This is a genomic window from Burkholderia sp. Ac-20349, from assembly GCF_017104865.1.
Taxonomy (GTDB): domain Bacteria; phylum Pseudomonadota; class Gammaproteobacteria; order Burkholderiales; family Burkholderiaceae; genus Burkholderia; species Burkholderia aenigmatica.
Window position 1 is genome coordinate 55,437 of sequence record NZ_JAAGPM010000019.1, and the last position, 23,663, is coordinate 79,099.

A 23,663-nucleotide genomic window follows, 5' to 3' on the forward strand; every position below is an offset into this window, starting at 1 on the left:
TCTGACTTATCGTTGCCGTGCGGCTTCGCGCACGGTATTCCAGATTTTCAGCGCATCGACCGTCGCCGCGACGTCGTGCACGCGCACGATCGCCGCCCCGCGCTCGACCGCGCACAATGCAGCCGCCACGCTCGCCGCGACGCGCTCCATCGGCGGCTTGCCGCCGATCACCGCGCCGAGCATCGACTTGCGCGACATGCCCGCGAGGATCGGATACGCGCGCCCGTCGGGCCGCGTGGGCGCCGTGTCCGGCAACGCGGCCAGCAGCGCATAGTTGTCGTCGACGACCGCCTTGCCGAACCCGAACCCGGGATCGACACAGATTCGCTCCGGCGCAATCCCCGCGTCGCGCAGCGCCTGCGCGCGCGCGGCGAGAAAATCGCGCACGTCGGTCACGACGTCGCCGTAATCGGGTTCACCGACCTGCATCGTCTGTGGCTCGCCGAGCATATGCATCGCACACAACCCGCAGTTGCCGTCGCGCACCGCGTCGATCGCACCCGGCTGGCGGAACCCCCAGATGTCGTTGATCAGGTCGGCGCCGGCAGCAAGCGCCGCGCGCATCACGGCCGGCTTGTAGGTATCGATCGACAGCGGCACGTTCAGCGGCCGCAGCGCTTCGACGAGCGGGATCACGCGCGCGAGTTCCTCGTCGAGCGGCACGGGCGGCGCGCCGGGGCGCGTCGATTCGCCGCCGATATCGAGGAGGTCGACGCCTTCGGCAATCATCCGCTCGGCCTGGCGCAGCGCATCGTCGCGCGCGAGGAAGCGGCCACCGTCGGAGAACGAATCAGGCGTGGCGTTGAGGATGCCCATCACGAGTGGGCGTTCGAACGTCAGTTCGAAGCGGCCGCACCGGAGTGGCGCGGGAGTGAGCGGGGAAACAGCGGAATCGGACACGAGCAACTGGCGTGATTGAATGCAAAACGGGCCGGTGTGAAGCCACACCAGCCCGTGAACGGCGCTAAAGCGCTAAAGCGGAGATTATGCCGCCGGCGAAGCAGGTGCCGGCGCGTTGCCGGGCTTCACCTCGGCGCTGCTGCCACCGCCCGACGAATCGCCGCCGACAGCCGGCGAGCTCTTCGGGGAGCGCGGCGGACGGCCCTCCATGATGTCGTTGATCTGATCGGCATCGATCGTCTCCCACTCCATCAGCGCAGCGGTCATCGCTTCGACCTTGTCGCGGTTCTCATCCAGCAGGCGGCGCGCAAGGCCGTACTGCTCGTCGAGCACGCGACGGATTTCCGAATCGACCTTCTGCTGCGTCGCTTCCGAGATCGTGCGCGTGAAACCACGGCCGAACGGCGATGCATCGTTCTCGTCGTCGACGTAGACCATCGGCCCGAGGGCGTCGGTCATGCCGAAACGGGCCACCATCGCGCGTGCCGTCTGCGTTGCCTTGTTGAAGTCGTCCGATGCGCCGGTGCTGACGAGGTTCATGAACAACTCTTCCGCCACCCGGCCACCGAACAGGATCGCGAGGCGGTCCATCAGGTAGTCCTTCGAGTACGTTTCGTTGTCATGCTCCGGCAGCTGCCACGTGACACCCAGCGCGCGACCGCGCGGGATGATCGTGACCTTGTGCACCGGGTCGGCCTTCGGCAGCAGCTTCGCGATCACCGCGTGGCCCGACTCGTGATAAGCGGTCGCACGCTTCGCTTCCTCGCGAATCACGGCCGACTTGCGCTCCGGACCCATGAAGATCTTGTCCTTCGCGTCTTCGAAATCCTGCATCTCGACGATGCGCTTGCCACGGCGTGCGGCGAACAGTGCGGCCTCGTTCACGAGGTTCGCAAGATCGGCGCCCGAGAAGCCCGGCGTGCCGCGCGCGATGACTGCCGCATCGACGTCGTTCGCGATCGGTACCTTGCGCAGGTGCACGCGCATGATCTGCTCGCGGCCACGGATGTCCGGCAGACCGACGTAGACCTGGCGGTCGAAACGGCCCGGACGCAGCAGCGCCTTGTCGAGCACGTCGGAACGGTTGGTTGCGGCGATCACGATCACGCCCGAGTTCGCCTCGAAGCCGTCCATCTCGACGAGCATCTGGTTCAGCGTCTGTTCGCGTTCGTCGTTGCCGCCGCCCATGCCGGCGCCGCGATGACGGCCGACCGCGTCGATTTCGTCGATGAACACGATGCACGGTGCGTGCTTCTTCGCCTGTTCGAACATGTCGCGCACACGAGCCGCGCCGACACCGACGAACATTTCGACGAAGTCCGAACCGGAGATGCTGAAGAACGGCACCTTCGCTTCACCCGCGATCGCGCGGGCCAGCAGCGTCTTGCCGGTACCCGGAGGGCCGACGAGCAGCACGCCGCGCGGAATGCGACCGCCCAGCTTCTGGAATTTCTGCGGATCGCGCAGGAAGTCGACGAGCTCGGACACTTCTTCCTTTGCTTCGTCGCAGCCCGCGACGTCGGAGAAGTTCACCGCGTTGTTGTTCTCGTCGATCAGCCGCGCTCGCGACTTGCCGAACGAGAATGCGCCGCCTTTGCCGCCTCCCTGCATCTGCCGCATCATGTAGAACCAGAACACGATGATCAGGATCGTCGGCCCGAGGTAGTACAGCGCGGACATCAGCGCGTTCGGCTCGTCATCGGCCTTGCCGCTGACCTGCACGCCGTACTTCATCAGATCGCCAACCATCCAGATGTCGCCGGGCGACACGATCTGGTATTTCTGGCCATCAGCCGGAGTGACGGTGAGGTTGCGCCCCTGAACGATGACGTTCTTGACCTTGCCGTTCTTGGCGTCGTCCATGAACTGCGAATAGGACACGCCTTCCTGGACGCGGGGCTTGTCGAACTGCTTGAACACCGTAAACAGCACCAGTGCGATCACCAGCCACACCGCTGCCTTCGAAAACATATTGTTGTTCAAAGCACCACTCCTTCACTCGTAGACGAGCGCCTACATTTTCCTTGCGGCGCCCCTCGGTCATTCTAATCCAGTCCGACCACCCTCGCCATAAGCATTGACAACCGCCGCGATAGCGCTTCGCTTGTCTGGCAAGGGCCGGAGCCCGTTTGCGGCACCCCGCTGCGCATCAGCGCGGACGTTTCAGATGCCGACCCAAAATGAACGTTTCGGACGATTTGTCGCGGGACGCCTTCGGCTTGCGCGGCGCGACGGTCTTAAACTGCTGTTTGAATTTCTCGACGATCTGGCTGTAGCCGCTGCCGTGAAAGCATTTCACGAGCAGCGCACCGTCCGGCTTCAGATGATTCTGCGCGAATTCGAGCGCCAGATCGCACAGATGCTCGATGCGCGCCGCGTCCGCCGAGGCCACGCCAGAGAGGTTGGGGGCCATGTCGGAAATAACAAGGTCTACGTCGCGCCCTTCGAGCACTTCCTCGAGCTGGTGAAGGACTTCGTCCTCGCGGAAGTCGCCCTGCAGGAAGTGGACGTCGGCGATCGGCTCCATCGGCAGGATGTCGAGCGCCACGATCGTGCCGTCGATGCCGCCTTCGCGTTCCGCGTCACGCTTCTTGCCCTGCGCGAGCTTGTTGCGGGCATACTGGCTCCAGCTGCCCGGCGTCGCGCCGAGGTCGACGATCACCTGGCCCGGACGGATCAGCTTGTCCTGCTCGTCGATTTCCTTCAGCTTGTACGCGGCGCGCGCGCGATAGCCCTCCCGCTGCGCCATTTTGACGTAGGGGTCGTTGATGTGGTCGTGCAGCCAGTGCTGGTTGAAGCGGTTTTTTGCCATTCGAGAGAGAGATTGCTGCCAATTGCTTCGTGAAGCCGCGCTTTTAGCGGATAATACGCGTCTTCTTCGCGCGGCTGCGGCCCCTTTTCGGGCCCATGCCGCGATTTTACGTGGTTTCGGTGCACGGCTGACGCGGTAACTTCCCGCGATCGCTATTCAGTCAGCGCGCCCTTATTTAGATTTCGACATTTCCATGCCCGCCCTTTCGCTTTCTCCCGCCGAGCGCTCCGCGCTGCGCTCCCAGGCCCATGCGCTCAAGCCCGTCGTGCTGATCGGCGCCGAAGGGCTGACCGACGCCGTGCTGAAGGAAATCAAGGTGCACCTCGACGCGCACCAGCTGATCAAGATCCGCGTGTTCGGCGACGAGCGCGACGAGCGTATCGCGATCTACGACGAGATCTGCGATCGCCTGAGCGCGGCGCCGATCCAGCACATCGGCAAGCTGCTGGTGATCTGGAAGCCCGAAGCCGCCGCAGCGGCCCCGGCCCGTGGCCGTCGTGCCGGCACGCTGCCGAGCGCGGCCGAAGCCGTCGACGACAAGAAGGGCCGTGCACCGCGCACCGTCAAGGTCGTCAAGGTGTCGCCGAACGCAAGCCCCGTGCGTCGCCCGAAGCCGACGAAGGTCGTCGTGCGCGGCAACGAGCGCGTGACGGCAGGCGGTAACGTGAAGCGCGCCAAGAAGCGCCAGGCCAGCACGAAGCGTCCGTTCCAGGACAAGTAAGCATCGGGGCGGCACGGCTACCCGTGCCACCACCCTGCCCGCGGGCCCGGCATCGACCGGGCCTGCGCGGCACTCGCGTCAGGCGTCGCGCGCCGGCAGACGCCAGATCAGCATCAGCCCCAGCACGCTCTCGACGAGATAGAACACGCTCGAGACGCCATGCAGCATCCCGAAACGGCTCGCATACGGCGAGTTCGCGATATCGGTGCCCGCGTCCATCGCGGCCACCCGCAGCGCGTTCATGAACGGCTGCAGCGCAAAATACCCGACCAGCACACATACGACCATCGCGGCGACGACCCAGCGCACGCGGCGATATTCACTGCTGCCGCGTCGCACCTGCTGGTTCGACAAGGCGAGCAGCAGCACGCCGCACACGACACCGAGGATCGCCTCGATACGGAACAGCTGGGCGGCGACCGAACCGGCCGTCATCCGCTCCAGCGTCTTGAACAGCACGGGCGCGACCGCATACCCGATCGTCAGCAGGCTGCCGACCCACACGGCCGACAGCAGACGGAACACGCGATGCGGCATCACGTCGCCCCGCTTCAGATGTAGCTGACCGAGATGATTTCGTACTCGCGCACGCCGCTCGGTGCCTGCACGGCCGCGACGTCGCCTTCGGACTTGCCGATCAGCGCGCGAGCGATCGGCGAGCTGACCGAGATCAGGCCGTGATCGATATCGGCTTCGTCGTCGCCGACGATCTGGTACTTGACGGTGTCGCCCGACTCGAGATCCTCGAGTTCGACCGTTGCGGCAAAGACCACGCGGCCGTCGGCGTCGAGCCCGGCGGGATCGATGACCTGTGCGGCCGACAGCTTCGATTCGAGTTCCGCGATACGACCCTCGATGAAGCCCTGCTTTTCCTTCGCGGCATCGTATTCGGCGTTTTCGGACAGGTCGCCCTGTGCGCGGGCCTCCGCGATCGCGTTGATCACGGCCGGCCGCTCGACCGACTTGAGGCGCTGCAATTCATCGCGCAGTTGCACTGCGCCACGCTTTGTCAACGGAATGGTGCTCATAAACGGCTCAATCGCTAAAAACGGCTATAAAAAAAATCACCGCGATTAAGCGCGTTTCCGATGCACTGGAAACACCGCCTAATCGCGGCACGTGTTGCTTCGACAGGTAACTGACTGCTTAGTTTAGGCGAGCGTGAAGACCTTGTAAATCATAGACTTCCAGATCCTTCAGGTAGCGCAAGCCTTCAACCGCCGCGCGCGCGCCCGACATCGTCGTGTAGTACGTGACCTTGTGCGCCTGCGCGCTCATGCGGATCGAACGCGAATCGGCGATCGCCTGGCGCGTTTCATCGACCGTCGTGAACACGAGTGCGATCTCGCCGTTCTTGATCATGTCGACGATGTGCGGACGGCCGTCCTTCACCTTGTTCACGACCTTCACCGGCACGCCGGCCGCTTCGATCGCGGCAGCCGTGCCCTTGGTTGCAACGATCGGGTAGCCGAGGTCGTGCAGCATGCGCGCGACTTCGACGGCCTTCGGCTTGTCGGCATCCATCACGGTCAGCAGCACCGTGCCCGACTCCGGCAGGCGCGAACCGGCCGCGAGCTGCGACTTGAACAGCGCTTCGCCGAACGTCTGGCCGACACCCATCACTTCGCCGGTCGAACGCATTTCAGGCCCGAGGACCGGATCGACGGTCGGGAACTTCACGAACGGGAACACCGCTTCCTTCACGCTGAAGTACGGCGGCTCGACTTCCTTCGTCACGCCCTGCTGCGCGAGCTTCTGGCCGACCATCGCGCGCGCCGCGATCTTCGCGAGCGGCAGGCTGGTTGCCTTCGACACGTACGGCACCGTGCGCGATGCGCGCGGGTTCACTTCCAGCACGTAGATGATGTCCTGCTTCGAACCGTCTGCCTGCGGCACCTGCTGGATCGCGAACTGCACGTTCATCAGGCCGACCACGTTCAGCGCCTTCGCCATCGCGCCCGTCTGGCGCTTCAGCTCGGCCACGGTTTCCTTCGACAGCGAGTACGGCGGCAGCGAGCATGCCGAGTCGCCCGAGTGGACGCCCGCCTGCTCGATGTGCTCCATCACGCCGCCGATGAACACGGCTTCGCCGTCGCAGATGCAGTCGACGTCGCACTCGATCGCGTCGTTCAGGAAGCGGTCGAGCAGCACCGGCGAATCGTTCGACACCTTCACGGCCTCGCGCATGTAGCGCTCGAGGTCGCGCGGCTCGTGGACGATTTCCATCGCGCGGCCACCCAGCACGTACGACGGGCGCACGACCAGCGGATAGCCGATCTCTTCCGCGAGCGCGAGCGCTTCGTCTTCGGCGCGTGCAGTGCGGTTCGGCGGCTGGCGCAGGCCGAGGTCCTGCAGCAGCTTCTGGAAGCGTTCGCGGTCTTCGGCCGCGTCGATCATGTCCGGCGACGTGCCGACGATCGGCACACCGTGCGCCTCGAGGTCGAGTGCGAGCTTCAGCGGCGTCTGGCCGCCGTACTGGACGATCACGCCGACCGGCTTTTCCTTGTCGACGATCTCGAGCACGTCTTCCAGCGTCAGCGGCTCGAAGTACAGGCGGTCGGACGTGTCATAGTCGGTCGACACCGTTTCCGGGTTGCAGTTGACCATGATCGTTTCGTAGCCGTCCTCGCGCATCGCGAGCGCCGCGTGCACGCAGCAGTAGTCGAACTCGATGCCCTGGCCGATCCGGTTCGGGCCACCGCCCAGCACCATGATCTTCTTGTTGGTGGTCGGCTGCGCCTCGCACTCGTCCTCGTAGGTCGAGTACATGTACGCGGTTTTCGTTGCGAACTCGGCCGCGCAGGTATCGACGCGCTTGTAGACCGGGCGCACGTTCAGTTCGACGCGGCGCTTGCGGACGTCTTCCGGCGTCGCGCCGAGCAGCTTCGCGAGGCGGCGGTCGGAGAAGCCGCTCTGCTTCAGGTAGCGCAGCTCGTCGAACGTCAGCGACGCGAGCGTGCGGCCGCCGAGCGCCTTTTCCTTCAGGACGATCTGCTCGATCTGCTCGAGGAACCACGGATCGATCGCGGTTTCCGCGAAGATTTCCTCGGCCGTCATGCCGATACGGAACGCATCGCCGACATACCAGATACGGTCCGGACCCGGCTCGTGGATCTCGATCGCGATCTCGTCGCGGTTGATCGACTTCTCGTCGAGACCGTCGACACCGACTTCGAGGCCGCGCAGCGCCTTCTGGAACGATTCCTGGAACGTGCGGCCGATCGCCATCACTTCGCCGACCGACTTCATCTGCGTGGTCAGGCGCGAATCGGCTTCGCGGAATTTCTCGAACGCGAAGCGCGGGATCTTCGTGACGACGTAGTCGATCGTCGGCTCGAACGATGCCGGCGTCTGGCCGCCGGTGATTTCGTTCTTCAGCTCGTCGAGCGTGTAGCCGACGGCCAGCTTCGCCGCGACCTTCGCGATCGGGAAGCCGGTGGCCTTCGATGCGAGCGCCGACGAACGCGACACGCGCGGGTTCATTTCGATGACGACCATGCGGCCGTCCTTCGGGTTGATCGAGAACTGCACGTTCGAACCGCCCGTGTCGACGCCGATCTCGCGCAGCACCGCGAGCGATGCGTTACGCAGGATCTGGTATTCCTTGTCGGTGAGCGTCTGCGCCGGTGCGACCGTGATCGAGTCGCCGGTGTGCACGCCCATCGGGTCGAGGTTCTCGATCGAGCAGACGATGATGCAGTTGTCGGCGCGGTCGCGCACGACTTCCATCTCGTATTCCTTCCAGCCGAGCAGCGACTCTTCGATCAGCAGCTCGCGCGTGGGCGACAGATCCAGGCCGCGCCTGCAGATCTCTTCGAACTCTTCGCGGTTGTATGCAATGCCGCCGCCCGAGCCGCCGAGCGTGAACGACGGACGGATCACGACCGGGTAGCCGCTGCCGCCGGTGAGCGCCATGATCTCGGCGTGCACCTGGGTCGCCTCTTCCATCGAGTGCGCGACGCCCGACTTCGCGGAACCGAGACCGATCTTGGTCATCGCGTCCTTGAACTTCTGGCGGTCTTCCGCCTTGTCGATCGCTTCCGGCGACGCACCGATCAGTTCGACACCGAACTTCTCGAGCACGCCGTGGTGGTGCAGGTCGAGCGCGCAGTTCAGCGCGGTCTGGCCGCCCATCGTCGGCAGGATCGCGTCCGGGCGCTCCTTCTCGATGATGCGCGCGACGACTTCCCACGTGATCGGCTCGATGTAGGTCACGTCGGCCGTGTTCGGGTCGGTCATGATCGTCGCCGGGTTGCTGTTGACGAGAACGACCTTGTAGCCCTCCTCACGCAACGCCTTGCAAGCCTGCGCGCCCGAATAGTCGAACTCGCACGCCTGGCCGATGATGATCGGGCCGGCGCCGATGATGAGGATGCTCTTGATGTCTGTGCGTTTTGGCATGGCTGGTGAATTCAATAAGTAATCGTTGTCGTGGGTCGGCCGGGTGCGCTCAGCTCATCGTGGCGAGCGCAAGCTTCACCGAGAATCCGATGAACAGGCCGCCCACGCTGCTCGCCGCGCCTGCTGCAAGCTTGCGGCGGCGGCGGAAGTGCTCGGCGAGCCGCGCACCCGCGAAGATCAGCGTGCTCAGGTACAGGAAGCTCGCGCATTGCGCGATCGCCCCGAGCACGACGAACGACAGCGCAGGATGCGGGAATGCCGGGTCGACGAACTGGATGAAGAACGAGATGAAGAACAGGATCGCCTTCGGATTCAGCAGGCTCACGATCAGCGCCTTGCGGAACGGCCGCTCGCCGTCCACCGCGGGCGGTGCATCGGCCGGCGCATTCGCCGGCGCGCGCAGCTTCCGCCACGCGCTGCGCAGCATGCCGGTGCCGATGTAGAGCAGATACGCGGCGCCACCGTACTTGACGACGGAGAACAGCAGCGGGTTCGCCTTCAGCAGCGACGCGACGCCGGCGGCGGACAGCACCATCAGCACCGTGTCGCCGACGAACACGCCGCACGCCGCGCGATAGCCGGCCTTCACGCCGCGCTGCGCCGCGAGCGACAGCACGTACATCGAGTTCGGCCCCGGCAGCAGGATGATGAAGATCACGCCGAACACGTAGGTCCAGATATCCGTGATGCCGAGTGCGTGGCCGAACATGATGTGAATCTCCCGTCCTTCAGTTGCGTCGGTGACGTTAAGCGTTGCGCTGCTTCGCCGCGTCCATCAGCGCGGTGAAACGGTCGAACAGGTAGCCGATGTCGTGCGGGCCGGGCGACGCTTCCGGGTGGCCCTGGAAGCAGAATGCCGGCTTGTCGGTCAGCTCGAAGCCCTGCAGCGTGCCGTCGAACAGCGACACGTGCGTCACACGCGCGTTGGCCGGCAGCGAATCCGCATCGACCGCGAAGCCGTGGTTCTGCGACGTGATCACCACGCGACCGTCGCCGAGATCCTTCACCGGGTGGTTCGCGCCGTGGTGGCCCGTCTTCATCTTCAGCGTCTTCGCGCCGACCGCGAGGCCCATGATCTGGTGACCGAGGCAGATGCCGAAGGTCGGCACGCCGCGCTCGATGAACTGCTTCGTGGCCGCGATCGCGTAGTCGCACGGCTCCGGATCGCCAGGGCCGTTCGACAGGAAGATGCCGTCCGGATTCAGCGCGAGCGCATCTTCCGCGCTCGCCTGTGCCGGCAGCACCGTCACGTGGCAGCCGCGTTCCGCGAGCATGCGCAGGATGTTGTACTTGACGCCGAAATCGTACGCGACGACGCGGTACTTCGGCGCTTCCTGCATCCCGTAGCCGCTGCCGAGCTTCCACTCGGTCTGCTTCCACTCGAACGGCTTGGTGGTCGACACGACCTTCGCGAGATCCATGCCTGCGAGACCCGGGAACGAACGCGCGAGCTCGATCGCCTTCGCTTCGTCGTCGGAGCCCGTCAGGATGCAGCCGTTCTGCGCGCCCTTGTCGCGCAGGATGCGGGTCAGCTTGCGGGTATCGATGCCTGCGATTGCAACGACGCCTTCGTCGCGCAGGTAGTCGCCGAGCGTGCGGTCCATGCGGAAGTTCGATGCGAGCGCGGGCAGATCACGGATGATCAGGCCGGCGGCATGGACTTTCGTGGCTTCGACGTCTTCGGCGTTGACGCCGACGTTGCCGATATGCGGGTAGGTGAGCGTGACGATCTGGCGCGAGTAGCTCGGATCAGTCAGGATTTCCTGATAGCCGGTGATCGCGGTATTGAACACGACTTCGCCGATCGTGTGGCCTTCGGCCCCGATCGAATAACCACGAAAGACCGTGCCGTCGGCGAGTGCAAGCAAGGCGGGAGTAAAAGACGGCAACACGGGAGGCTCCTTGGGGAACACCCTGCTGCCGACCTGTTTACCCTGCCGCGCGAGCGCCGCGCTGCGTGGGCGCGCGCGGTCGCTTGCTGGACGCGGCCTGCTTTGTCGAGACGCGAACCCGGCGCATGGCGCACGAGGCTTCGCGGCATCGCCCGGCTGGCGGCGTGCGGCGGATGAACGGGATGAATGAGGTAGGCGCTAGGGTGCGAGGTTGATCAGCACAAACTTTCAAATTATAGCCTGAAAATGGCCCTATCTTCAATCGATTTGGCCGTCCGATCGTGCGCCCGCCATGCCCGGCGGCGCGGCGCAACGCGCTGCGGCCCCGTTTCCGCGGCCGCCCTACCCGCCAGCGTACCGCCGGATCAGTGTGCTTGACCAGCGCCGCGCGCGGGCCAGACGTACCAGACCGCACTCGCGAGCTGCAGCGCGAGCAGCACGCCCCACGCGGTGAAGTGCGCGGCGGCCGGATAGCGGCCGTCCACCGCAGGCCAGTGCGACAGCACCGCGCCGACGCCGATCTGGAACGCAAAGATCAGCAGGAAGATCACGAGCGTGAGCGTCGTGTTCGCGCGGCCGATCAGATGAGCGGGGAAATGCCCGGCCATCACCGCGTAGGTCAGGATGCCGACACCGCCGAACATTCCGTATGCCGCCCACAGCACGGCCGGCGGCAACGGCACGCCCGCGACGATCGCGGCCTGCGTCGCGACGAACAGCGCCATGCCGACGCCGCAGAACGCGTACACGGACACGCCGCGCCGCTCGAGCACCCGCGCCGCGGCGCCGAAGCCGACGCAGCCGGCCATCATCGCGAAGCCGAGCACCGACACGAGGCGCGCGGCATGCGGCGCATCGAACCCCGCGACATCGCGCAGGTACGGCCCGACCCACAGCGACTGCATCGCGTAGAACACGCCCTGCGTGACGACGGAGAACGACGAGATCTTCCAGAACGCGCGGCTGCTCAGGATATGCCACGTGCCCTTGAACTGGCTCACGAGCCCGCCCTGATGGCGCACCTGCTTCGCTTCCGGCGCGCCCAGGCCGATCGATGCTGCGACGATCACCGTCAGCACCGCGAGACCGAAACAGATCGCGCGCCAGCTCGTCCAGCCGAGCAGCCAGGTCAGCGGCGAGCCGACCATCACGCCGCCGAGGCCGCCAACGGCCATCACGAGGCCGTTGACGAGCGGCAGCCGGCCGACCGGGAAATGCTGCGCGAGCGCCTTGAATGCCGCGCCGAGACACACCGATACGCCGACGCCGATCAGCAGCCGGCCGGCCATCATCGTGCCGAGGTTGTGCGCGGCGCCGAACACGGCCGCGCCAGCGGCCGCGAACAGCAGCATGCCGGCCGTCACGCGGCGCGAGCCGAAGTGGTCGAGCATCACGCCGGCCGGGATCTGCGCGCCTGCGAAGCCGAGAAAATAGAGACTGGTGAGCAGCCCGAGATCGGCGGCCGACAACCCGAGCTCGTGCGTCACGAACGGCGCGAAGCCCAGATTGACGCCGCGAAACACATACGACACGAAATACCCGACCGAAAACAGCGCGAGCACCCTCACCTGCACCGACGACATCGCTTCCCCTCGTTATATGAAGACATTCGAAGCAGCGCCCCCGCGCCGCGCACAAACAAAAACGCCGTCACCTCGGTGACGGCGTTTCGTCGCATTTCGTCGGATGATAGCGCAATCGCGCGAACCGGGCCGGCCGCACGATGCGTTCGAGGCTGCGTTACTTCTTCTTGCCCTTGTGCGCAGCGGCCTTGGCCGGGGCCGCCTTCGCCGATTTGGCCGCCGGCTTCGCCGCGCCGCGCTTCGCGCCGTGCGACTTGCCGCCTACCGCCAGGCTCGCGCGCTCGATGTGCGCACCGGCGGCCGACGTCGCGATCCGCTCCGGGCCGGGTTCCGCCGGCACCGAACGGCCGACCGGCACGTGCAGCACGAGCGCCTGGCCCGGCATCACGAGATCGCGGTGCGTGCGGTTCCACGCCTTGAGCTGACCGACCGACACGCCGTAGCGGCCGGCGATCGCTGCCATCGACTGCTTGCGGCGCACGCGGATCAGCATCTTGCGCGTATCGGGTACGTCGGGCTCCATCGCGAGCGCGCCGTTTTCGGCGACGTCGGCGCTGATGTCTTCGTCGTCGTCATCGCCGCGCGGCACGACGATCGTCGAGCCCGGCTTCAGGCGCATGCCGGCCGGGATCTTGTTGATCGACATCAGCGTATCGGCGTCCACACCGATCTTCTCGGCGATCGCGGCCGGACGCGCACGTTCGCTGACCGTATAGGTGGTCCACGACGAAAGCTGACCGTTGTAGGCCTTCAGGTTCTTCTCGAACGCCGACGCGTTGTCGAACGGCAGCAGGATCTGCGGCTCGGTCGCGCCGAGGATCACCGGCTTCGAGAACGACGGGTTCAGCGAGCGGAATTCGTCGAGCGACAGGTTCGCGAGCTTCGCGGCCACCGCCACGTCGATGTCGCGCGACGTCGTGACCGTCACGAAATACGGGTGGTTCGGGATCTCCGGCAGCGTCAGGCCATACTGCTGCGGATTCGCGATGATGTTCTTCACCGCCTGCAGCTTCGGCACGTAGTTGCGCGTCTCGTTCGGCATCCGCAGGCTCAGGTAGTCGGTCGGCAGGCCGGCCGCCTGGTTGCGCGCGATCGCGCGCTGCACGTTGCCCTCGCCCCAGTTGTACGCGGCCAGCGCGAGATACCAGTCGCCGAACATGTCATGCAGGCGCGACAGGTAGTCGAGCGCGGCGCTCGTCGACGCGAGCACGTCGCGGCGCTCGTCCTGCCACATGTTGCGCTTCAGGTTGTACGTGCGGCCCGTGCCGGGCATGAACTGCCACATGCCGGCCGCCTTCGCGACCGATAGCGCCTGCGGGTTGTACGCGGACTCGATGAACGGCAGCAGCGCGAGCTCGGTCGGCATGTGACGCGCCTCGAGCTCCTCGACGATGTGGTACAGGTACTTCTGCGAGCGCTCGGTCATGCGCTGCACGTAATCCGGGCGCTGCGTGTACCACGTGGTCTGCATGTCGACGAGGTCGGTCTGCAGGTCGGGCATCTGGAAACCACGGCGGATGCGACCCCAGAGATCGGAGTCTGCACTGGTCAGGTCGCCGACGGATTGCTTGTCGACGTCGACAGTTTCTTTGGCGGTGGCTGATTTACGGAGGTAGTTGGACGTCGCCTGCGAATCGGCGGCGTTGTTGGCGACAGGGGCCTGGCTCGCACAAGCGGCGAGCAGCAGAACCACCATCGCACTCAATATAAGTCGCATGAAAATCTCTGCTTCCGACGGCTGGAAATTGCAGGCGATACTACGGAAGTGCGTGCTTCACGTCAATAAAAACACCGAAAACTCAGCGAAATCCTACATTTGGAGCAATTTTTACAGATACCGCTTGAGCTTTGGAGTCCTCCGAAAATCGTCATCGGAACCGGTTTTTCCACTCGCGCATCAGCGTGAACGCCGTCAGACGATCCGGCACCGTTTCGTGCAGTTCGGTCTCGAGCGTCGCGCGGATCGCATCGCTGTCCGCACGCATGAACGGGTTAACGGCACGCTCATGCGCGATCGTAGTGGGCAGGGTCGGCACGCCGCGCGCACGCCGCGCCTGCGCGTCGTCGCGCCACGCGGCGAGCGCCGCATTGCCGGGTTCGCATGCGAGCGCGAAGCGGATGTTCGACAGCGTGTATTCGTGTGCGCAATGCACGTGCGTGTCGCCCGGCAGTGCCGCGAGCGCGTCGAGCGACGCGAGCATCTGCGCGGGCGTGCCTTCGAACAGACGGCCGCAGCCGCAGGAAAACAGCGTGTCGCCGCAGAACACGTGCGGCGCCGCGTTGCCCTGCCCGGCCGCCTGAAAATACGCGATGTGGCCGCGCGTATGGCCCGGCACGTCGAGCACGTCGAACGTCGCGGCGGGCGCGTCGAGCGTCACGCGCGCGCCGCCTTCGAGCGGCTGCGTGACCACGCCGATCGCCTCGGCGGCCGGGCCGTAAACGGGCAGCGGCACATCGTCCGGTTGGCTATCGCGCAGCGCCGCGACACCGCCGACGTGGTCGGCGTGGTGGTGCGTGAGTAAAATAGCGGTCAACCGCCAGCCTCGTTCGGCAAGAACCCGGCGCACCGGCGCGGCTTCACCCGGATCGACGGCGATCGCATCGCGGCCGTCCGAGACGAGCCAGATATAGTTGTCATCGAATGCCGGAACCGGCACGTATTCCAGCTCGTTCATGGGCGCGCAATCATCGTTATGTCTGACCGTCAAATTATAGACTGGCCCGCCTGGACCGACTCACCGCCCGGCCGCTACGTGCTGGACTGGGAGCAGGCGCAGCTCGACCGGATCGTGTCCGACGTCTTCGGGTTCCACGCGCTGCAGCTCGGCCTGCCGCAGCTCGACGCGCTGCGCGAGAACCGCATGCCGTATCGCGGCCTCGTGCTCGATCCGGCGAGCGGCGCGAGCGCGCCGTACCAGTATCCGTGGGCGCGCGAAGCGCATGCGCCCGAGCACGCGCCCGCCGACCGCAGCACGACCTGGTGCGACCTGCTCGACCTGCCGTTCGAGTCGCAGAGCGTCGACCTGATCGTGATGCCGCACACGCTGGAATTCACGTCCGACCCGCACCGCCTGCTGCGCGAGGCCGAGCGCGTGCTGATGCCGGAAGGCCAGCTCGTGATCACCGGCTTCAATTCGCTCAGCCTGTGGGGCATGCGGCAATCGTTCGGGCGCATGGCGAACCGTCCGTTCGTGCCGGCCACGCGCGACCAGATCGCGTTCATCCGGCTCAAGGACTGGATCAAGCTGCTCGGCTTCGATCTCGAACGCGGCCGCTTCGGCTGCTACCGGCCGCCGCTCGTCACCGACAAGTGGCTGGCCCGCTACGGCTTCATGGAAGCCGCCGGCGACCGCTGGTGGCCGATCTTCGGCGCCGTCTACATGGTGACGGCCGTCAAGCGCGTGCGCGGCATGCGCCTCGTCGGCCAGATCCGGATGAAGAAGCCCGTGCTCGCACCGGGCCTGACGCCGGCGGCCTCCCCGACCACTCATCAAGAACATTCATGACTACCGATACCATCGACATCTATACCGACGGCGCCTGCAAGGGCAACCCCGGCCCCGGCGGCTGGGGCGCACTGATGCGCTACGGCGACAAGGAGAAGGAGCTGTTCGGCGGCGAGCCGAACACGACCAACAACCGCATGGAACTGATGGGCGTGATCGCCGCGCTCGAAGCGCTGAAGCGGCCGTGCCAGGTGATCGTGCATACCGATTCGCAATACGTGCAGAAAGGCATCAGCGAGTGGATCCACGGCTGGAAAAAGAAAGGCTGGGTCACCGCGGCGAAGACGCCCGTGAAGAACGCCGACCTGTGGAAGCGGCTCGACGCGCTCGTCGCGCAGCACGAGGTCGAGTGGCGCTGGGTCAAGGGCCACGCGGGCCATCCCGAAAACGAGCGCGCGGATGCGCTCGCGAATCGCGGCGTCGAATCGCTCACGGCCTGAACGCGGGCCGCCCCCTGTTTTTTACGTTTTTCCCGACATGCGCCAGATCATTCTCGATACCGAAACCACCGGCCTGAACGCCCGCACGGGCGACCGCCTTATCGAAATCGGCTGCGTCGAGCTGCTGAACCGGCGGCTCACCGGCAACAACCTGCACTTCTACGTGAACCCCGAGCGCGACAGCGATCCGGGCGCGCTGGCGGTGCACGGGCTCACGACCGAATTCCTCAGCGACAAGCCGAAATTCGCGGAAGTCGCCGACCAGATCCGCGACTTCGTGAAGGACGCCGAGCTGATCATCCACAACGCGCCGTTCGACCTTGGCTTTCTCGACGCCGAATTCGCGCGACTCGACCTGCCGCCGTTCACCGAGCAGTGCGGCGGCGTGATCGACACGCTGGTGCAGGCCAAGCAGATGTTCCCCGGCAAGCGCAACTCGCTCGACGCGCTGTGCGACCGCTTCGGCATCAGCAATGCGCACCGTACGCTGCACGGCGCACTGCTCGACTCGGAGCTGCTCGCCGAGGTGTACCTCGCGATGACGCGCGGCCAGGACAGCCTCGTGATCGACATGCTCGACGACGAAGCGGCCCACGGCGGCGCCGGCAACGGTCAGCGTGTCGCGCTGGCGTCGCTCGATCTGCCGGTGGTGGCGGCCAGCGACGACGAGCTCGCCGCGCACCAGACACAACTCGACGAACTCGACAAGTCGGTCAAGGGTACCTGCATATGGCGCAAGTCCGCCGACGCGGGCGCCGCCGAAACGGCCTGACCCACACGGCACACGGCACGCGGCACGCGCCGCGGCCGCGCTCACGCGCGCGGCTGCAGTGCGATGACCGCCATGCCGCCGAGCGCGAGCGCCGCGCCGGCCACGTCCCAGCGGGTCAGCGCGACGCCGTCGACCACCCGCAGCCAGACCAGCGCCACCGCGATATACACGCCGCCGTACGCGGCGTAGGTGCGCCCCGCCGCACTCGGGTGCAGCGTCAACAGCCACGCGAACAGCGCGAGCGACAGCGCGGCCGGCACCAGCAGCCACACCGGCCGGCCCGCCTTCAGCACGAGCCATGGCAGGTAACAGCCGACGATTTCGGCCAGCGCGGTGGCGGCGAACAGCGCCGCGATCCTCATCAGTTCGGTCATCCGGTTCCTCGTGAATTCGGCCCCCGTCACCAGGGGCTGCACGGCCTCGCCGCGCGCCGCCGATCATACCCGAGCCGCCCTCGCCGGATCCCCCGCCAGACGGGCGTTTCCCGGCAATTTGCACGATCATCCGTCATCGTGCTATCATGTCGCCTGTTTCAACATTCAATCTCTGTCTATTCGATTTCGAGAGAAGTCCGTCCGCGTGTTGCGGGCCGGCCCTTCGACCGAAATTGCATCCACAGGAAAGCCCGCCCGACAGGCCCGCTTTTCTCGTTTCGTTGCCCCTTCGGGGCGCTTGCCGGAACGCCGGACATCGTCCGCACCGGCATCTGCCGCCAGCATCACGCGGCCCATTCTTCATGAGCGCACTGTCGCGACGGCCCATCGGGCCCGCGTCGAAGCAGCCCCTTACGGCCCTTTACCGCCTGTTGTGCAGTAAGTGCTTAAAGGTTTGCCCCGACGCGCAGCACACGACACCGCGCTCGCCGGCAAACCGTGTCGGACGGCCCGCCCGTTCGGCGCAGTCAAAGGAGTGCATGACCTTGACCGCAACACACGTCAGCCCGACCGCTGCTTCTTCCTCCGCTTCGTCGTCCGGCGAAGCGCCGCTCGTCGCGGACGACATAACCGTCGTCGACCAGAGCCTCCTCAAGCGCGCCGTCAGCGCGATGGCCATCGGCAATGCGATGGAATGGTTCGACTTCGGCGTCTACAGCTACATCGCCGTCACGCTCGGCAAGGTGTTCTTCCCGTCCAGCAGCCCGTCCGCGCAGCTGCTCGCGACCTTCGGCACGTTCGCAGCCGCGTTCCTCGTGCGCCCGCTCGGCGGCATGGTGTTCGGCCCGCTCGGCGACCGCATCGGCCGCCAGCGCGTGCTCGCCGCCACGATGATCATGATGGCCGTCGGCACCTTTGCGATCGGCCTGATCCCCAGCTACGCGTCGATCGGCATCATGGCCCCCGTGCTGTTGCTCGTCGCGCGTCTCGTGCAGGGCTTCTCGACCGGCGGCGAATACGGCGGCGCGGCCACCTTCATCGCCGAATTCTCGACCGACAAGCGCCGCGGCTTCATGGGCAGCTTCCTCGAGTTCGGTACGCTGATCGGTTACGTGATGGGGGCCGGCGTCGTCGCGCTGCTCACCGCGTCGCTGTCGCAGGAAGCGCTGCTGTCGTGGGGCTGGCGCGTGCCGTTCCTGATCGCCGGCCCGCTCGGCCTGATCGGTCTCTACATCCGGATGAAGCTCGAGGAAACGCCCGCGTTCAAGCGCCAGGCCGAAGAGCGCGAAGCGCAGGACAAGGCCGTGCCGAAGGCGCGCTTCCGCGACACGCTGATGCGCAACTGGCGTGCCCTGCTGCTGTGCGTCGGCCTCGTGCTGATCTTCAACGTGACCGACTACATGGTGCTGTCGTACCTGCCGAGCTTCATGTCGTCGACGCTGCACTTCGACGAATCGCACAGCCTCGTGCTCGTGCTGATCGTGATGGTGCTGATGATGCCGCTGACGCTCGCCGCCGGCCGCCTGTCCGACCGGATCGGCCGCAAGCCCGTGATGCTCGCCGGCTGTGTCGGGCTGCTCGCGCTGTCGATCCCGTCGATGATGCTGATCCATGCGGGCACCACCGCGTCGGTGTTCGGCGGCCTGCTGATCCTCGGCGTACTGCTGTCGTGCTTTACCGGCGTGATGCCGTCGGCGCTGCCGGCGCTGTTCCCGACCGAGATCCGCTACGGCGCGCTCGCGATCGGCTTCAACGTGTCGGTGTCGCTGTTCGGCGGCACGACCCCGCTCGTCACCGCGTGGCTCGTCGAGGTCACGCGCAACCTGATGATGCCCGCGTACTACATGATGGGCGCCGCCGTGATCGGCATCGTGTCGGTCGTCGCGCTCGCCGAAACCGCACGCCAGCCGCTGAAGGGCTCGCCGCCGGCCGTCGCGACGCGCCGCGAAGCCCACCAGCTCGTGCGCCAGATGCGCGAGGACGACGAATCGGACATGTACGGTGTCGTGTCGCCGGCACGCGCCTGAGCGTTCCCCATGAAAAAGCCCCGGCCGAAGCCGGGGCCCGATCGAACCCGATCCGCCCGACCGGCTTGCGCCGGCCGGGCTTTTTTTTCATCTGTGCAACGCCAGCGCTCTCATGCTTGCGCTTCGCAGTGGCGGCAGAAAATCAGTGCGCGTGAGCGCGACACGGCTGCCTGCGCGCCGCGCGCCGCGACGATCAGCCCGACCTGACTGAGATTGAAATCGCGCTCGACCATCAACTGCGTCAGCGCGGCAAGCGGCAACACGAGGGACGGGTGGTACAGGCTCGATTCGATCAGGGCTTTCATCATCGGCTCCATCAGGCAATGCGTGATTCGATGGAGTGGATTCTAGGGATCGGCCGCTTCCGGATAAACAGCACGAATGCGAAGGCACTTGTCGGCCGCCGCGAACAATCGGCAAACGCTTGCCGGACAAGGCCGGGCGGACGACCGGGCGCGGCGCGCAGCGGTCTGCCGCCCCGCCTGACGCCTAGACGAGCGGTGTTTCGACGAACGCCGGCAGTGCTTCCGCCCGCGCCGAATGCGCGGCCAGTGCCGGATAACGGGCCGGATCGATCCGCGCGAGCACCGGGTAATCGGCCGCCATGAACTGCGTGAAGCGCCATGCCACCGCGACCGTCACGTCGGACTGCAGCAGGCGCGCGCCACCGAACCAGCCGTTCGCGGCCGCGACGAGCGGTTCCAGTGCGCCGTACGCGCCCTCGATCTGGCTCAGCACGCGCTCGAGCCACGGCGCGTGCTGCTTGTCGGCCGGACGCAGCGCCTGCTCGTAGACCACCTGCACGGTCTTCTCGGCGGCCGCCAGCGCGAAACCGACCGGCACGAGCGCGCGCAGCCGTGCATCGGCGGCGTCGGGCAGCAGGCGCCGCTCGGGCGCGACCAGGTGATCGAGATAGTCGACGATCAGCGACGAGTCGATCAGCGTCGCACCGTCGCCGGTCACGAGCGTCGGCGCCTTGACGACCGGGTTGATCGCCCGGAACTGCTCGAAATGACGGAACACCGAGATCGACTCGTGTTCGAACGGGAGGTCGAGCAGCTTCGCCGAAATGGCGACACGACGCACGAACGGGGAATCCAGCATGCCGATCAGCTTCATCGCAAACGCTCCGCTTGAGGGGAATGGGATCGACGACTGTAGCAGCGTCGTGTGGCTTCGCCTAGCGCGCCCCTGCACTTGATACGCATCGTGCCGGCCGCGCGCGGGGCTCACGTTGTCCGGCCACAGTGACCATAATGCAAGTTCACGCCCTTTCCCCCCAAGGTTCGCCATGTGGTATGCCCTCGTCGAGCAGCAGCGGGAATGGATGCGCGCCTGGCGCGCGGCGACGCGGCACGCGTTCGACGCGTGGCCCGCGGCCACGCTGCCGCATGCCGCGTCGTCGTGCTACGACGACCTGTTCGAGCCGCTGCTCGGGCCGCCGGACGGCCCCCCGCGCTTCGACATCGACTGGCCGTCCGTCGGTGAGCACGTCGTCGCGCGCACGCCGTTCTGCGACCTGCGGCGCTTCACGCGCGCCGATCCGCGACGCACGGTGCTGCTGTGCGCGCCGCTCGCCGGGCACGCGGCCGTGATGATGCGGGAAACCGTCGAGACGCTGCTCGCGGACGGCGACGTCTGCGTGACCGACTGGCGCAATGCACGCGACGTGCCGCTCGCATCGGGCCGCTTCGGGCTCGACGAGTACGTCGCGATGCTCGACGGCTTCGTCGACGGGCTCGCGCACGACGACCGGCCGCTGCATGTCGTCGCCGTGTGCCAGGCGACCGTGCCGGTGCTCGGCGCGCTCGCCCTGCGCGCCGCTCGCGGCCTCGCACCGCCCGCGAGCGTCACGCTGATCGGCGGCCCGCTCGACGCACGCCGGAATCCGAGTGCGCTCGGCACCGCCGCCGCCGCCCACTCGCTCGACTGGTGCCACCGCCATCTGATCGACATCGTGCCGCCCGGCTTCGCAGGGCACGGCCGCCGCGTATTTCCGACCTATCTGCAGCAGGGCGAGATCGCGCTCGTGTACCCGCAGCGCTTCCTGACGCTGATCGAGGCCTACGCGCTGGCCGCGTCGCGCTTCGACATGACCGGGCTCGCCGGTGCCCGGCGGGCGCTGCTCGAATACACGGCGCTGCTCGACATGCCGGCCGAGTATTTCCTCGATACGGTCGACATCGTGTTCCAGCGCATGAGCCTCGCGCTCGGCACGTGGGACGTGGGCGGCCAGCGCGTCGAGCCGGCCGCGCTGCGCGGCATCGCGCTGCTGACCGTCGAAGGCGCATGCGACAAGGTCACGGGCGCCGGCCAGACACATGCGGCGCTCGACCTGTGCAGCGGCCTCGCCGACGACGAGCGCTACCGCATCGACATCGACGACTGCGATCACTACGGGCTGTTTACGGGAGCGCGCTGGCACGGGGACGTCCATCCGATGCTGCAGCGCGTGTTCGCGTGGGCCGAAACCCGCCGCCCTCGCCCGCGCCGCCTCAGGCGGACGTGATACCGCGTCAGAGCCGGGCCGCGTCGAGCAATGCGCGTACCTCGTCGTCGCTCGTCTGCTCGAAGCGCGCGTAGAACTGGCTGATCCCGAAGAACGGCAGCGGCAGCGTCACCGTGACGAACGCGTCGGCCAGATCGTCGAACGCATGCCGCGTACCCGCCGGTGCGACCGGGGCAGCCGCGATGATCCGCGCCGGATGACGCTCGCGCAACGCCTGCAGCGCGACCCGCATCGACGCGCCGGTCGCGACACCATCGTCAATGACGATCGCGATGCGCCCTTCGACCGGCAGCGGCGCCGCGGCACCGCGATACAGCGCTTCGCGGCGATGCAGTTCGGCCGTCTCGCGCGCGATCACGTCGGCGAGCTGTTCGCCGGACACGTTCATCGAGCGGAGCACCGAACGCTGCAGATGAATCGCGCCACCCGTCGCGATCGCGCCCATCGCGAGCTCGGGATCGTACGGCACGCCGAGCTTGCGCACGACCAGCACGTCGAGCGGCGCATGCAGCGCGCACGCGACCGGATACGCGACGGGCACGCCGCCGCGCGGCAATGCAAGCACGACGACGTCGCTACGGCCCGCGTAATCGCGCAATGCGCCGGCCAGCTGGCAGCCCGCGTCGGCGCGATCGGCAAAACACTCGAACACGATCGGCTCCCTGCCGTTGCGCCGGATGCGCGAAACCCGCGTCGGCGCCTGTCAACGAGCATGGTTCATCGGCCGCGCCGATGCAAGCAGGGTCACACCGGCGCGCCCGGCGCCGAGGGAAAGGGTCAGAGGCCGCCGGCCTGCCGGTACAGCCGCCAGAACGACTGCGCATAGGATTGCGCAAGCTCGGGCGCACGCTGGAACACGTTCACCGTCTCCGCATGCGCGGTCGCGCCCTCGGACAGCGTCGTCAGCGCGACGCTGTCGTCGACGATCACGAAGCGCGGCGCAGGGTCGCCGTGCCGCGAATCGATCGCCACGTCGATACCCGACGATTTCAGGTAGCCCGCGCCGCTGTACCTGCCCGCGCGCGGCGAGCGCACGAGCACGACACGCACCTCGATCCCGCGCGAGCGGGCCGCGCGCAGCGCGCTCGCGACCGCCGGCGGCACGTGCGTATAGCCGGCCAGCAGCACGCGGCGCTGCGCCTGCCCGATCAGGTCGACGGTCGCGTCGGCCGCGGCATTGTCATACGAAAAGTATGTGCCGACCGCTGCGGCATCGGACGGAATCTGGGCGGCGTGGGCGCTCGGCGCGCAGCAAAGCGCGGCGAGAAGGAAGGCGGCGGGTCTCATGGCGGGCGCCATTGTAGCGACGCCAATTCGGGTGGCAAGCACCGGCTGCGATGCTGCTGCGCCGGCGCAACACACAGCGCAAAACCGGCGCCCGGCGAACGGATTACAGGCCCTTTTTCACGCCGCCGATCAGGCCGCCGCGACGCGTGCGAGCCAGCTCGCCACGCCGTCGACGGAACGGAAATCCGCGAGGCTGCGCGCCGGCAGCGCCGGATACGCGCCACCGGCCATCTCGGCCAGCGCGCGGCCGGGGCCGAGCTCGAGGAACGCGGTCGCACCGGCCTCCACGCAGGCGGCAAGACAGGCTGCCCACTCGACGACGATCTGGACGCGCCCGACCGGCAGCGTGCTGAACCCGAATCCGAAGGTCGGCGCGGAGCTGCTGCAGGCCGACCTCGCGAAGATCGGCGTGAAGGCCGAGGTCAAGGTGATCGAATGG

Annotated in this window: 22 protein-coding genes and 1 pseudogene; 6 read left to right on the forward strand and 17 right to left on the reverse strand. The window is 66.7% G+C overall.

Annotated features, from left to right (window positions below):
• Positions 1 to 6: 6 nt before the first annotated feature.
• From folP to G3N61_RS09915, 3 genes are all read right to left on the reverse strand, one after another.
• A complete protein-coding gene (folP, locus tag G3N61_RS09905) occupies positions 7 to 948 on the reverse strand; it encodes a dihydropteroate synthase (RefSeq protein ID WP_205822303.1) in 942 nt (313 codons plus the stop codon).
• Between the two features lie 36 nt (positions 949 to 984).
• The gene (ftsH, locus tag G3N61_RS09910; protein ID WP_043182282.1) at positions 985 to 2,883 is read right to left on the reverse strand and encodes an ATP-dependent zinc metalloprotease FtsH; all 1,899 of its coding nucleotides are present in this window, start codon (positions 2,881 to 2,883) and stop codon (positions 985 to 987) included.
• A gap of 166 nt (positions 2,884 to 3,049) precedes the next feature.
• A complete protein-coding gene (locus tag G3N61_RS09915; protein WP_043182280.1) occupies positions 3,050 to 3,712 on the reverse strand; it encodes an RlmE family RNA methyltransferase in 663 nt (220 codons plus the stop codon).
• Positions 3,713 to 3,905: 193 nt separating this feature from the next.
• Between G3N61_RS09915 and G3N61_RS09920 the strand changes: the two genes are divergently transcribed.
• Complete coding sequence (locus G3N61_RS09920) at positions 3,906 to 4,433, forward strand: YhbY family RNA-binding protein (RefSeq protein WP_043182278.1); 528 nt, start codon at positions 3,906 to 3,908, stop codon at positions 4,431 to 4,433.
• Between the two features lie 78 nt (positions 4,434 to 4,511).
• On the opposite strand, the gene G3N61_RS09925 is transcribed toward G3N61_RS09920, so the two are convergent.
• From G3N61_RS09925 to gloB, 8 genes are all read right to left on the reverse strand, one after another.
• The gene (locus G3N61_RS09925; protein WP_021163361.1) at positions 4,512 to 4,970 is read right to left on the reverse strand and encodes a DUF4149 domain-containing protein; all 459 of its coding nucleotides are present in this window, start codon (positions 4,968 to 4,970) and stop codon (positions 4,512 to 4,514) included.
• A gap of 14 nt (positions 4,971 to 4,984) precedes the next feature.
• A complete protein-coding gene (greA, locus tag G3N61_RS09930) occupies positions 4,985 to 5,461 on the reverse strand; it encodes a transcription elongation factor GreA (protein ID WP_043182276.1) in 477 nt (158 codons plus the stop codon).
• Positions 5,462 to 5,579: 118 nt separating this feature from the next.
• Positions 5,580 to 8,834: a carbamoyl-phosphate synthase large subunit gene (carB, locus tag G3N61_RS09935; protein ID WP_205822304.1), complete on the reverse strand. Its 3,255-nt coding sequence runs from the start codon at positions 8,832 to 8,834 to the stop codon at positions 5,580 to 5,582.
• A gap of 49 nt (positions 8,835 to 8,883) precedes the next feature.
• Complete coding sequence (leuE, locus tag G3N61_RS09940; RefSeq protein WP_089450244.1) at positions 8,884 to 9,543, reverse strand: leucine efflux protein LeuE; 660 nt, start codon at positions 9,541 to 9,543, stop codon at positions 8,884 to 8,886.
• 37 nt (positions 9,544 to 9,580) lie between these two features.
• Positions 9,581 to 10,726, reverse strand: a complete 1,146-nt coding sequence (gene carA / locus G3N61_RS09945; protein WP_043182271.1) for a glutamine-hydrolyzing carbamoyl-phosphate synthase small subunit — start codon at positions 10,724 to 10,726, stop codon at positions 9,581 to 9,583.
• A gap of 365 nt (positions 10,727 to 11,091) precedes the next feature.
• Positions 11,092 to 12,309 (reverse strand): MFS transporter, encoded by a 1,218-nt coding sequence (locus G3N61_RS09950; protein ID WP_205822305.1) that lies wholly within the window; start codon positions 12,307 to 12,309, stop codon positions 11,092 to 11,094.
• A gap of 157 nt (positions 12,310 to 12,466) precedes the next feature.
• Positions 12,467 to 14,026: a transglycosylase SLT domain-containing protein gene (locus tag G3N61_RS09955; RefSeq protein WP_043182269.1), complete on the reverse strand. Its 1,560-nt coding sequence runs from the start codon at positions 14,024 to 14,026 to the stop codon at positions 12,467 to 12,469.
• A 151-nt stretch (positions 14,027 to 14,177) separates the two neighbouring features.
• Positions 14,178 to 14,984, reverse strand: a complete 807-nt coding sequence (gloB, locus tag G3N61_RS09960) for a hydroxyacylglutathione hydrolase (RefSeq protein WP_205822306.1) — start codon at positions 14,982 to 14,984, stop codon at positions 14,178 to 14,180.
• Between the two features lie 18 nt (positions 14,985 to 15,002).
• Between gloB and G3N61_RS09965 the strand changes: the two genes are divergently transcribed.
• The 3 genes from G3N61_RS09965 to dnaQ are packed head-to-tail and all read left to right on the forward strand — an operon-like array spanning position 15,003 to position 17,027.
• Positions 15,003 to 15,815 carry a class I SAM-dependent methyltransferase gene (locus tag G3N61_RS09965; RefSeq protein WP_043182267.1) on the forward strand — a complete coding sequence of 271 codons (813 nt, stop codon included), beginning with the start codon at positions 15,003 to 15,005 and terminating at the stop codon, positions 15,813 to 15,815.
• Positions 15,812 to 16,255, forward strand: coding sequence for a ribonuclease HI (gene rnhA / locus G3N61_RS09970; protein ID WP_039347704.1), 444 nt, complete (start codon positions 15,812 to 15,814; stop codon positions 16,253 to 16,255). The genes G3N61_RS09965 and rnhA overlap by 4 nt, the downstream gene beginning before the upstream one ends.
• A gap of 37 nt (positions 16,256 to 16,292) precedes the next feature.
• Positions 16,293 to 17,027 carry a DNA polymerase III subunit epsilon gene (gene dnaQ, locus G3N61_RS09975; protein ID WP_043182263.1) on the forward strand — a complete coding sequence of 245 codons (735 nt, stop codon included), beginning with the start codon at positions 16,293 to 16,295 and terminating at the stop codon, positions 17,025 to 17,027.
• Positions 17,028 to 17,068: 41 nt separating this feature from the next.
• On the opposite strand, the gene G3N61_RS09980 is transcribed toward dnaQ, so the two are convergent.
• Entirely contained in the window at positions 17,069 to 17,401 is a 333-nt protein-coding gene (locus G3N61_RS09980; protein WP_089450241.1) for a YnfA family protein, read from the reverse strand.
• A gap of 539 nt (positions 17,402 to 17,940) precedes the next feature.
• Between G3N61_RS09980 and proP the strand changes: the two genes are divergently transcribed.
• Complete coding sequence (proP, locus tag G3N61_RS09985) at positions 17,941 to 19,428, forward strand: glycine betaine/L-proline transporter ProP (RefSeq protein WP_205822307.1); 1,488 nt, start codon at positions 17,941 to 17,943, stop codon at positions 19,426 to 19,428.
• Positions 19,429 to 19,538: 110 nt separating this feature from the next.
• Here proP and G3N61_RS09990 read toward each other — a convergent pair whose 3' ends face one another.
• Complete coding sequence (locus tag G3N61_RS09990) at positions 19,539 to 19,745, reverse strand: hypothetical protein (protein ID WP_174915255.1); 207 nt, start codon at positions 19,743 to 19,745, stop codon at positions 19,539 to 19,541.
• 172 nt (positions 19,746 to 19,917) lie between these two features.
• Positions 19,918 to 20,547, reverse strand: coding sequence for a glutathione S-transferase (locus G3N61_RS09995; RefSeq protein ID WP_089450240.1), 630 nt, complete (start codon positions 20,545 to 20,547; stop codon positions 19,918 to 19,920).
• A gap of 172 nt (positions 20,548 to 20,719) precedes the next feature.
• On the opposite strand from G3N61_RS09995, the gene G3N61_RS10000 reads away from it, so the two are divergent.
• Positions 20,720 to 21,937: a polyhydroxyalkanoate depolymerase gene (locus G3N61_RS10000; protein WP_205822308.1), complete on the forward strand. Its 1,218-nt coding sequence runs from the start codon at positions 20,720 to 20,722 to the stop codon at positions 21,935 to 21,937.
• A gap of 7 nt (positions 21,938 to 21,944) precedes the next feature.
• On the opposite strand, the gene G3N61_RS10005 is transcribed toward G3N61_RS10000, so the two are convergent.
• From G3N61_RS10005 to G3N61_RS39485, 3 genes and pseudogenes are all read right to left on the reverse strand, one after another.
• Positions 21,945 to 22,589: a phosphoribosyltransferase family protein gene (locus G3N61_RS10005; protein WP_205822309.1), complete on the reverse strand. Its 645-nt coding sequence runs from the start codon at positions 22,587 to 22,589 to the stop codon at positions 21,945 to 21,947.
• 125 nt (positions 22,590 to 22,714) lie between these two features.
• Positions 22,715 to 23,236, reverse strand: a complete 522-nt coding sequence (locus G3N61_RS10010) for a phospholipase D-like domain-containing protein (RefSeq protein WP_043182250.1) — start codon at positions 23,234 to 23,236, stop codon at positions 22,715 to 22,717.
• Between the two features lie 117 nt (positions 23,237 to 23,353).
• Positions 23,354 to 23,663 (reverse strand): annotated as a pseudogene (locus tag G3N61_RS39485) (hypothetical protein); the annotation flags it as partial.

Coding starts and splice junctions, on each gene's coding strand:
- G3N61_RS09980 (WP_089450241.1), bottom strand. CDS start 17,401: ATGACCGAACTGATGAGGATCGCGGCGCTGTTCGCCGCCACCGCGCTG.
- G3N61_RS09915 (WP_043182280.1), bottom strand. CDS start 3,712: ATGGCAAAAAACCGCTTCAACCAGCACTGGCTGCACGACCACATCAAC.
- gloB (WP_205822306.1), bottom strand. CDS start 14,984: ATGAACGAGCTGGAATACGTGCCGGTTCCGGCATTCGATGACAACTAT.
- greA (WP_043182276.1), bottom strand. CDS start 5,461: ATGAGCACCATTCCGTTGACAAAGCGTGGCGCAGTGCAACTGCGCGAT.
- G3N61_RS10010 (WP_043182250.1), bottom strand. CDS start 23,236: ATGGCGCCCGCCATGAGACCCGCCGCCTTCCTTCTCGCCGCGCTTTGC.
- carB (WP_205822304.1), bottom strand. CDS start 8,834: ATGCCAAAACGCACAGACATCAAGAGCATCCTCATCATCGGCGCCGGC.
- G3N61_RS09950 (WP_205822305.1), bottom strand. CDS start 12,309: ATGTCGTCGGTGCAGGTGAGGGTGCTCGCGCTGTTTTCGGTCGGGTAT.
- G3N61_RS09965 (WP_043182267.1), top strand. CDS start 15,003: ATGTCTGACCGTCAAATTATAGACTGGCCCGCCTGGACCGACTCACCG.
- G3N61_RS09995 (WP_089450240.1), bottom strand. CDS start 20,547: ATGAAGCTGATCGGCATGCTGGATTCCCCGTTCGTGCGTCGTGTCGCC.
- G3N61_RS09955 (WP_043182269.1), bottom strand. CDS start 14,026: ATGCGACTTATATTGAGTGCGATGGTGGTTCTGCTGCTCGCCGCTTGT.
- G3N61_RS09925 (WP_021163361.1), bottom strand. CDS start 4,970: ATGCCGCATCGCGTGTTCCGTCTGCTGTCGGCCGTGTGGGTCGGCAGC.
- leuE (WP_089450244.1), bottom strand. CDS start 9,543: ATGTTCGGCCACGCACTCGGCATCACGGATATCTGGACCTACGTGTTC.
- G3N61_RS10000 (WP_205822308.1), top strand. CDS start 20,720: ATGTGGTATGCCCTCGTCGAGCAGCAGCGGGAATGGATGCGCGCCTGG.
- proP (WP_205822307.1), top strand. CDS start 17,941: ATGACCTTGACCGCAACACACGTCAGCCCGACCGCTGCTTCTTCCTCC.
- G3N61_RS09990 (WP_174915255.1), bottom strand. CDS start 19,745: ATGGAGCCGATGATGAAAGCCCTGATCGAATCGAGCCTGTACCACCCG.
- dnaQ (WP_043182263.1), top strand. CDS start 16,293: ATGCGCCAGATCATTCTCGATACCGAAACCACCGGCCTGAACGCCCGC.
- rnhA (WP_039347704.1), top strand. CDS start 15,812: ATGACTACCGATACCATCGACATCTATACCGACGGCGCCTGCAAGGGC.
- G3N61_RS09920 (WP_043182278.1), top strand. CDS start 3,906: ATGCCCGCCCTTTCGCTTTCTCCCGCCGAGCGCTCCGCGCTGCGCTCC.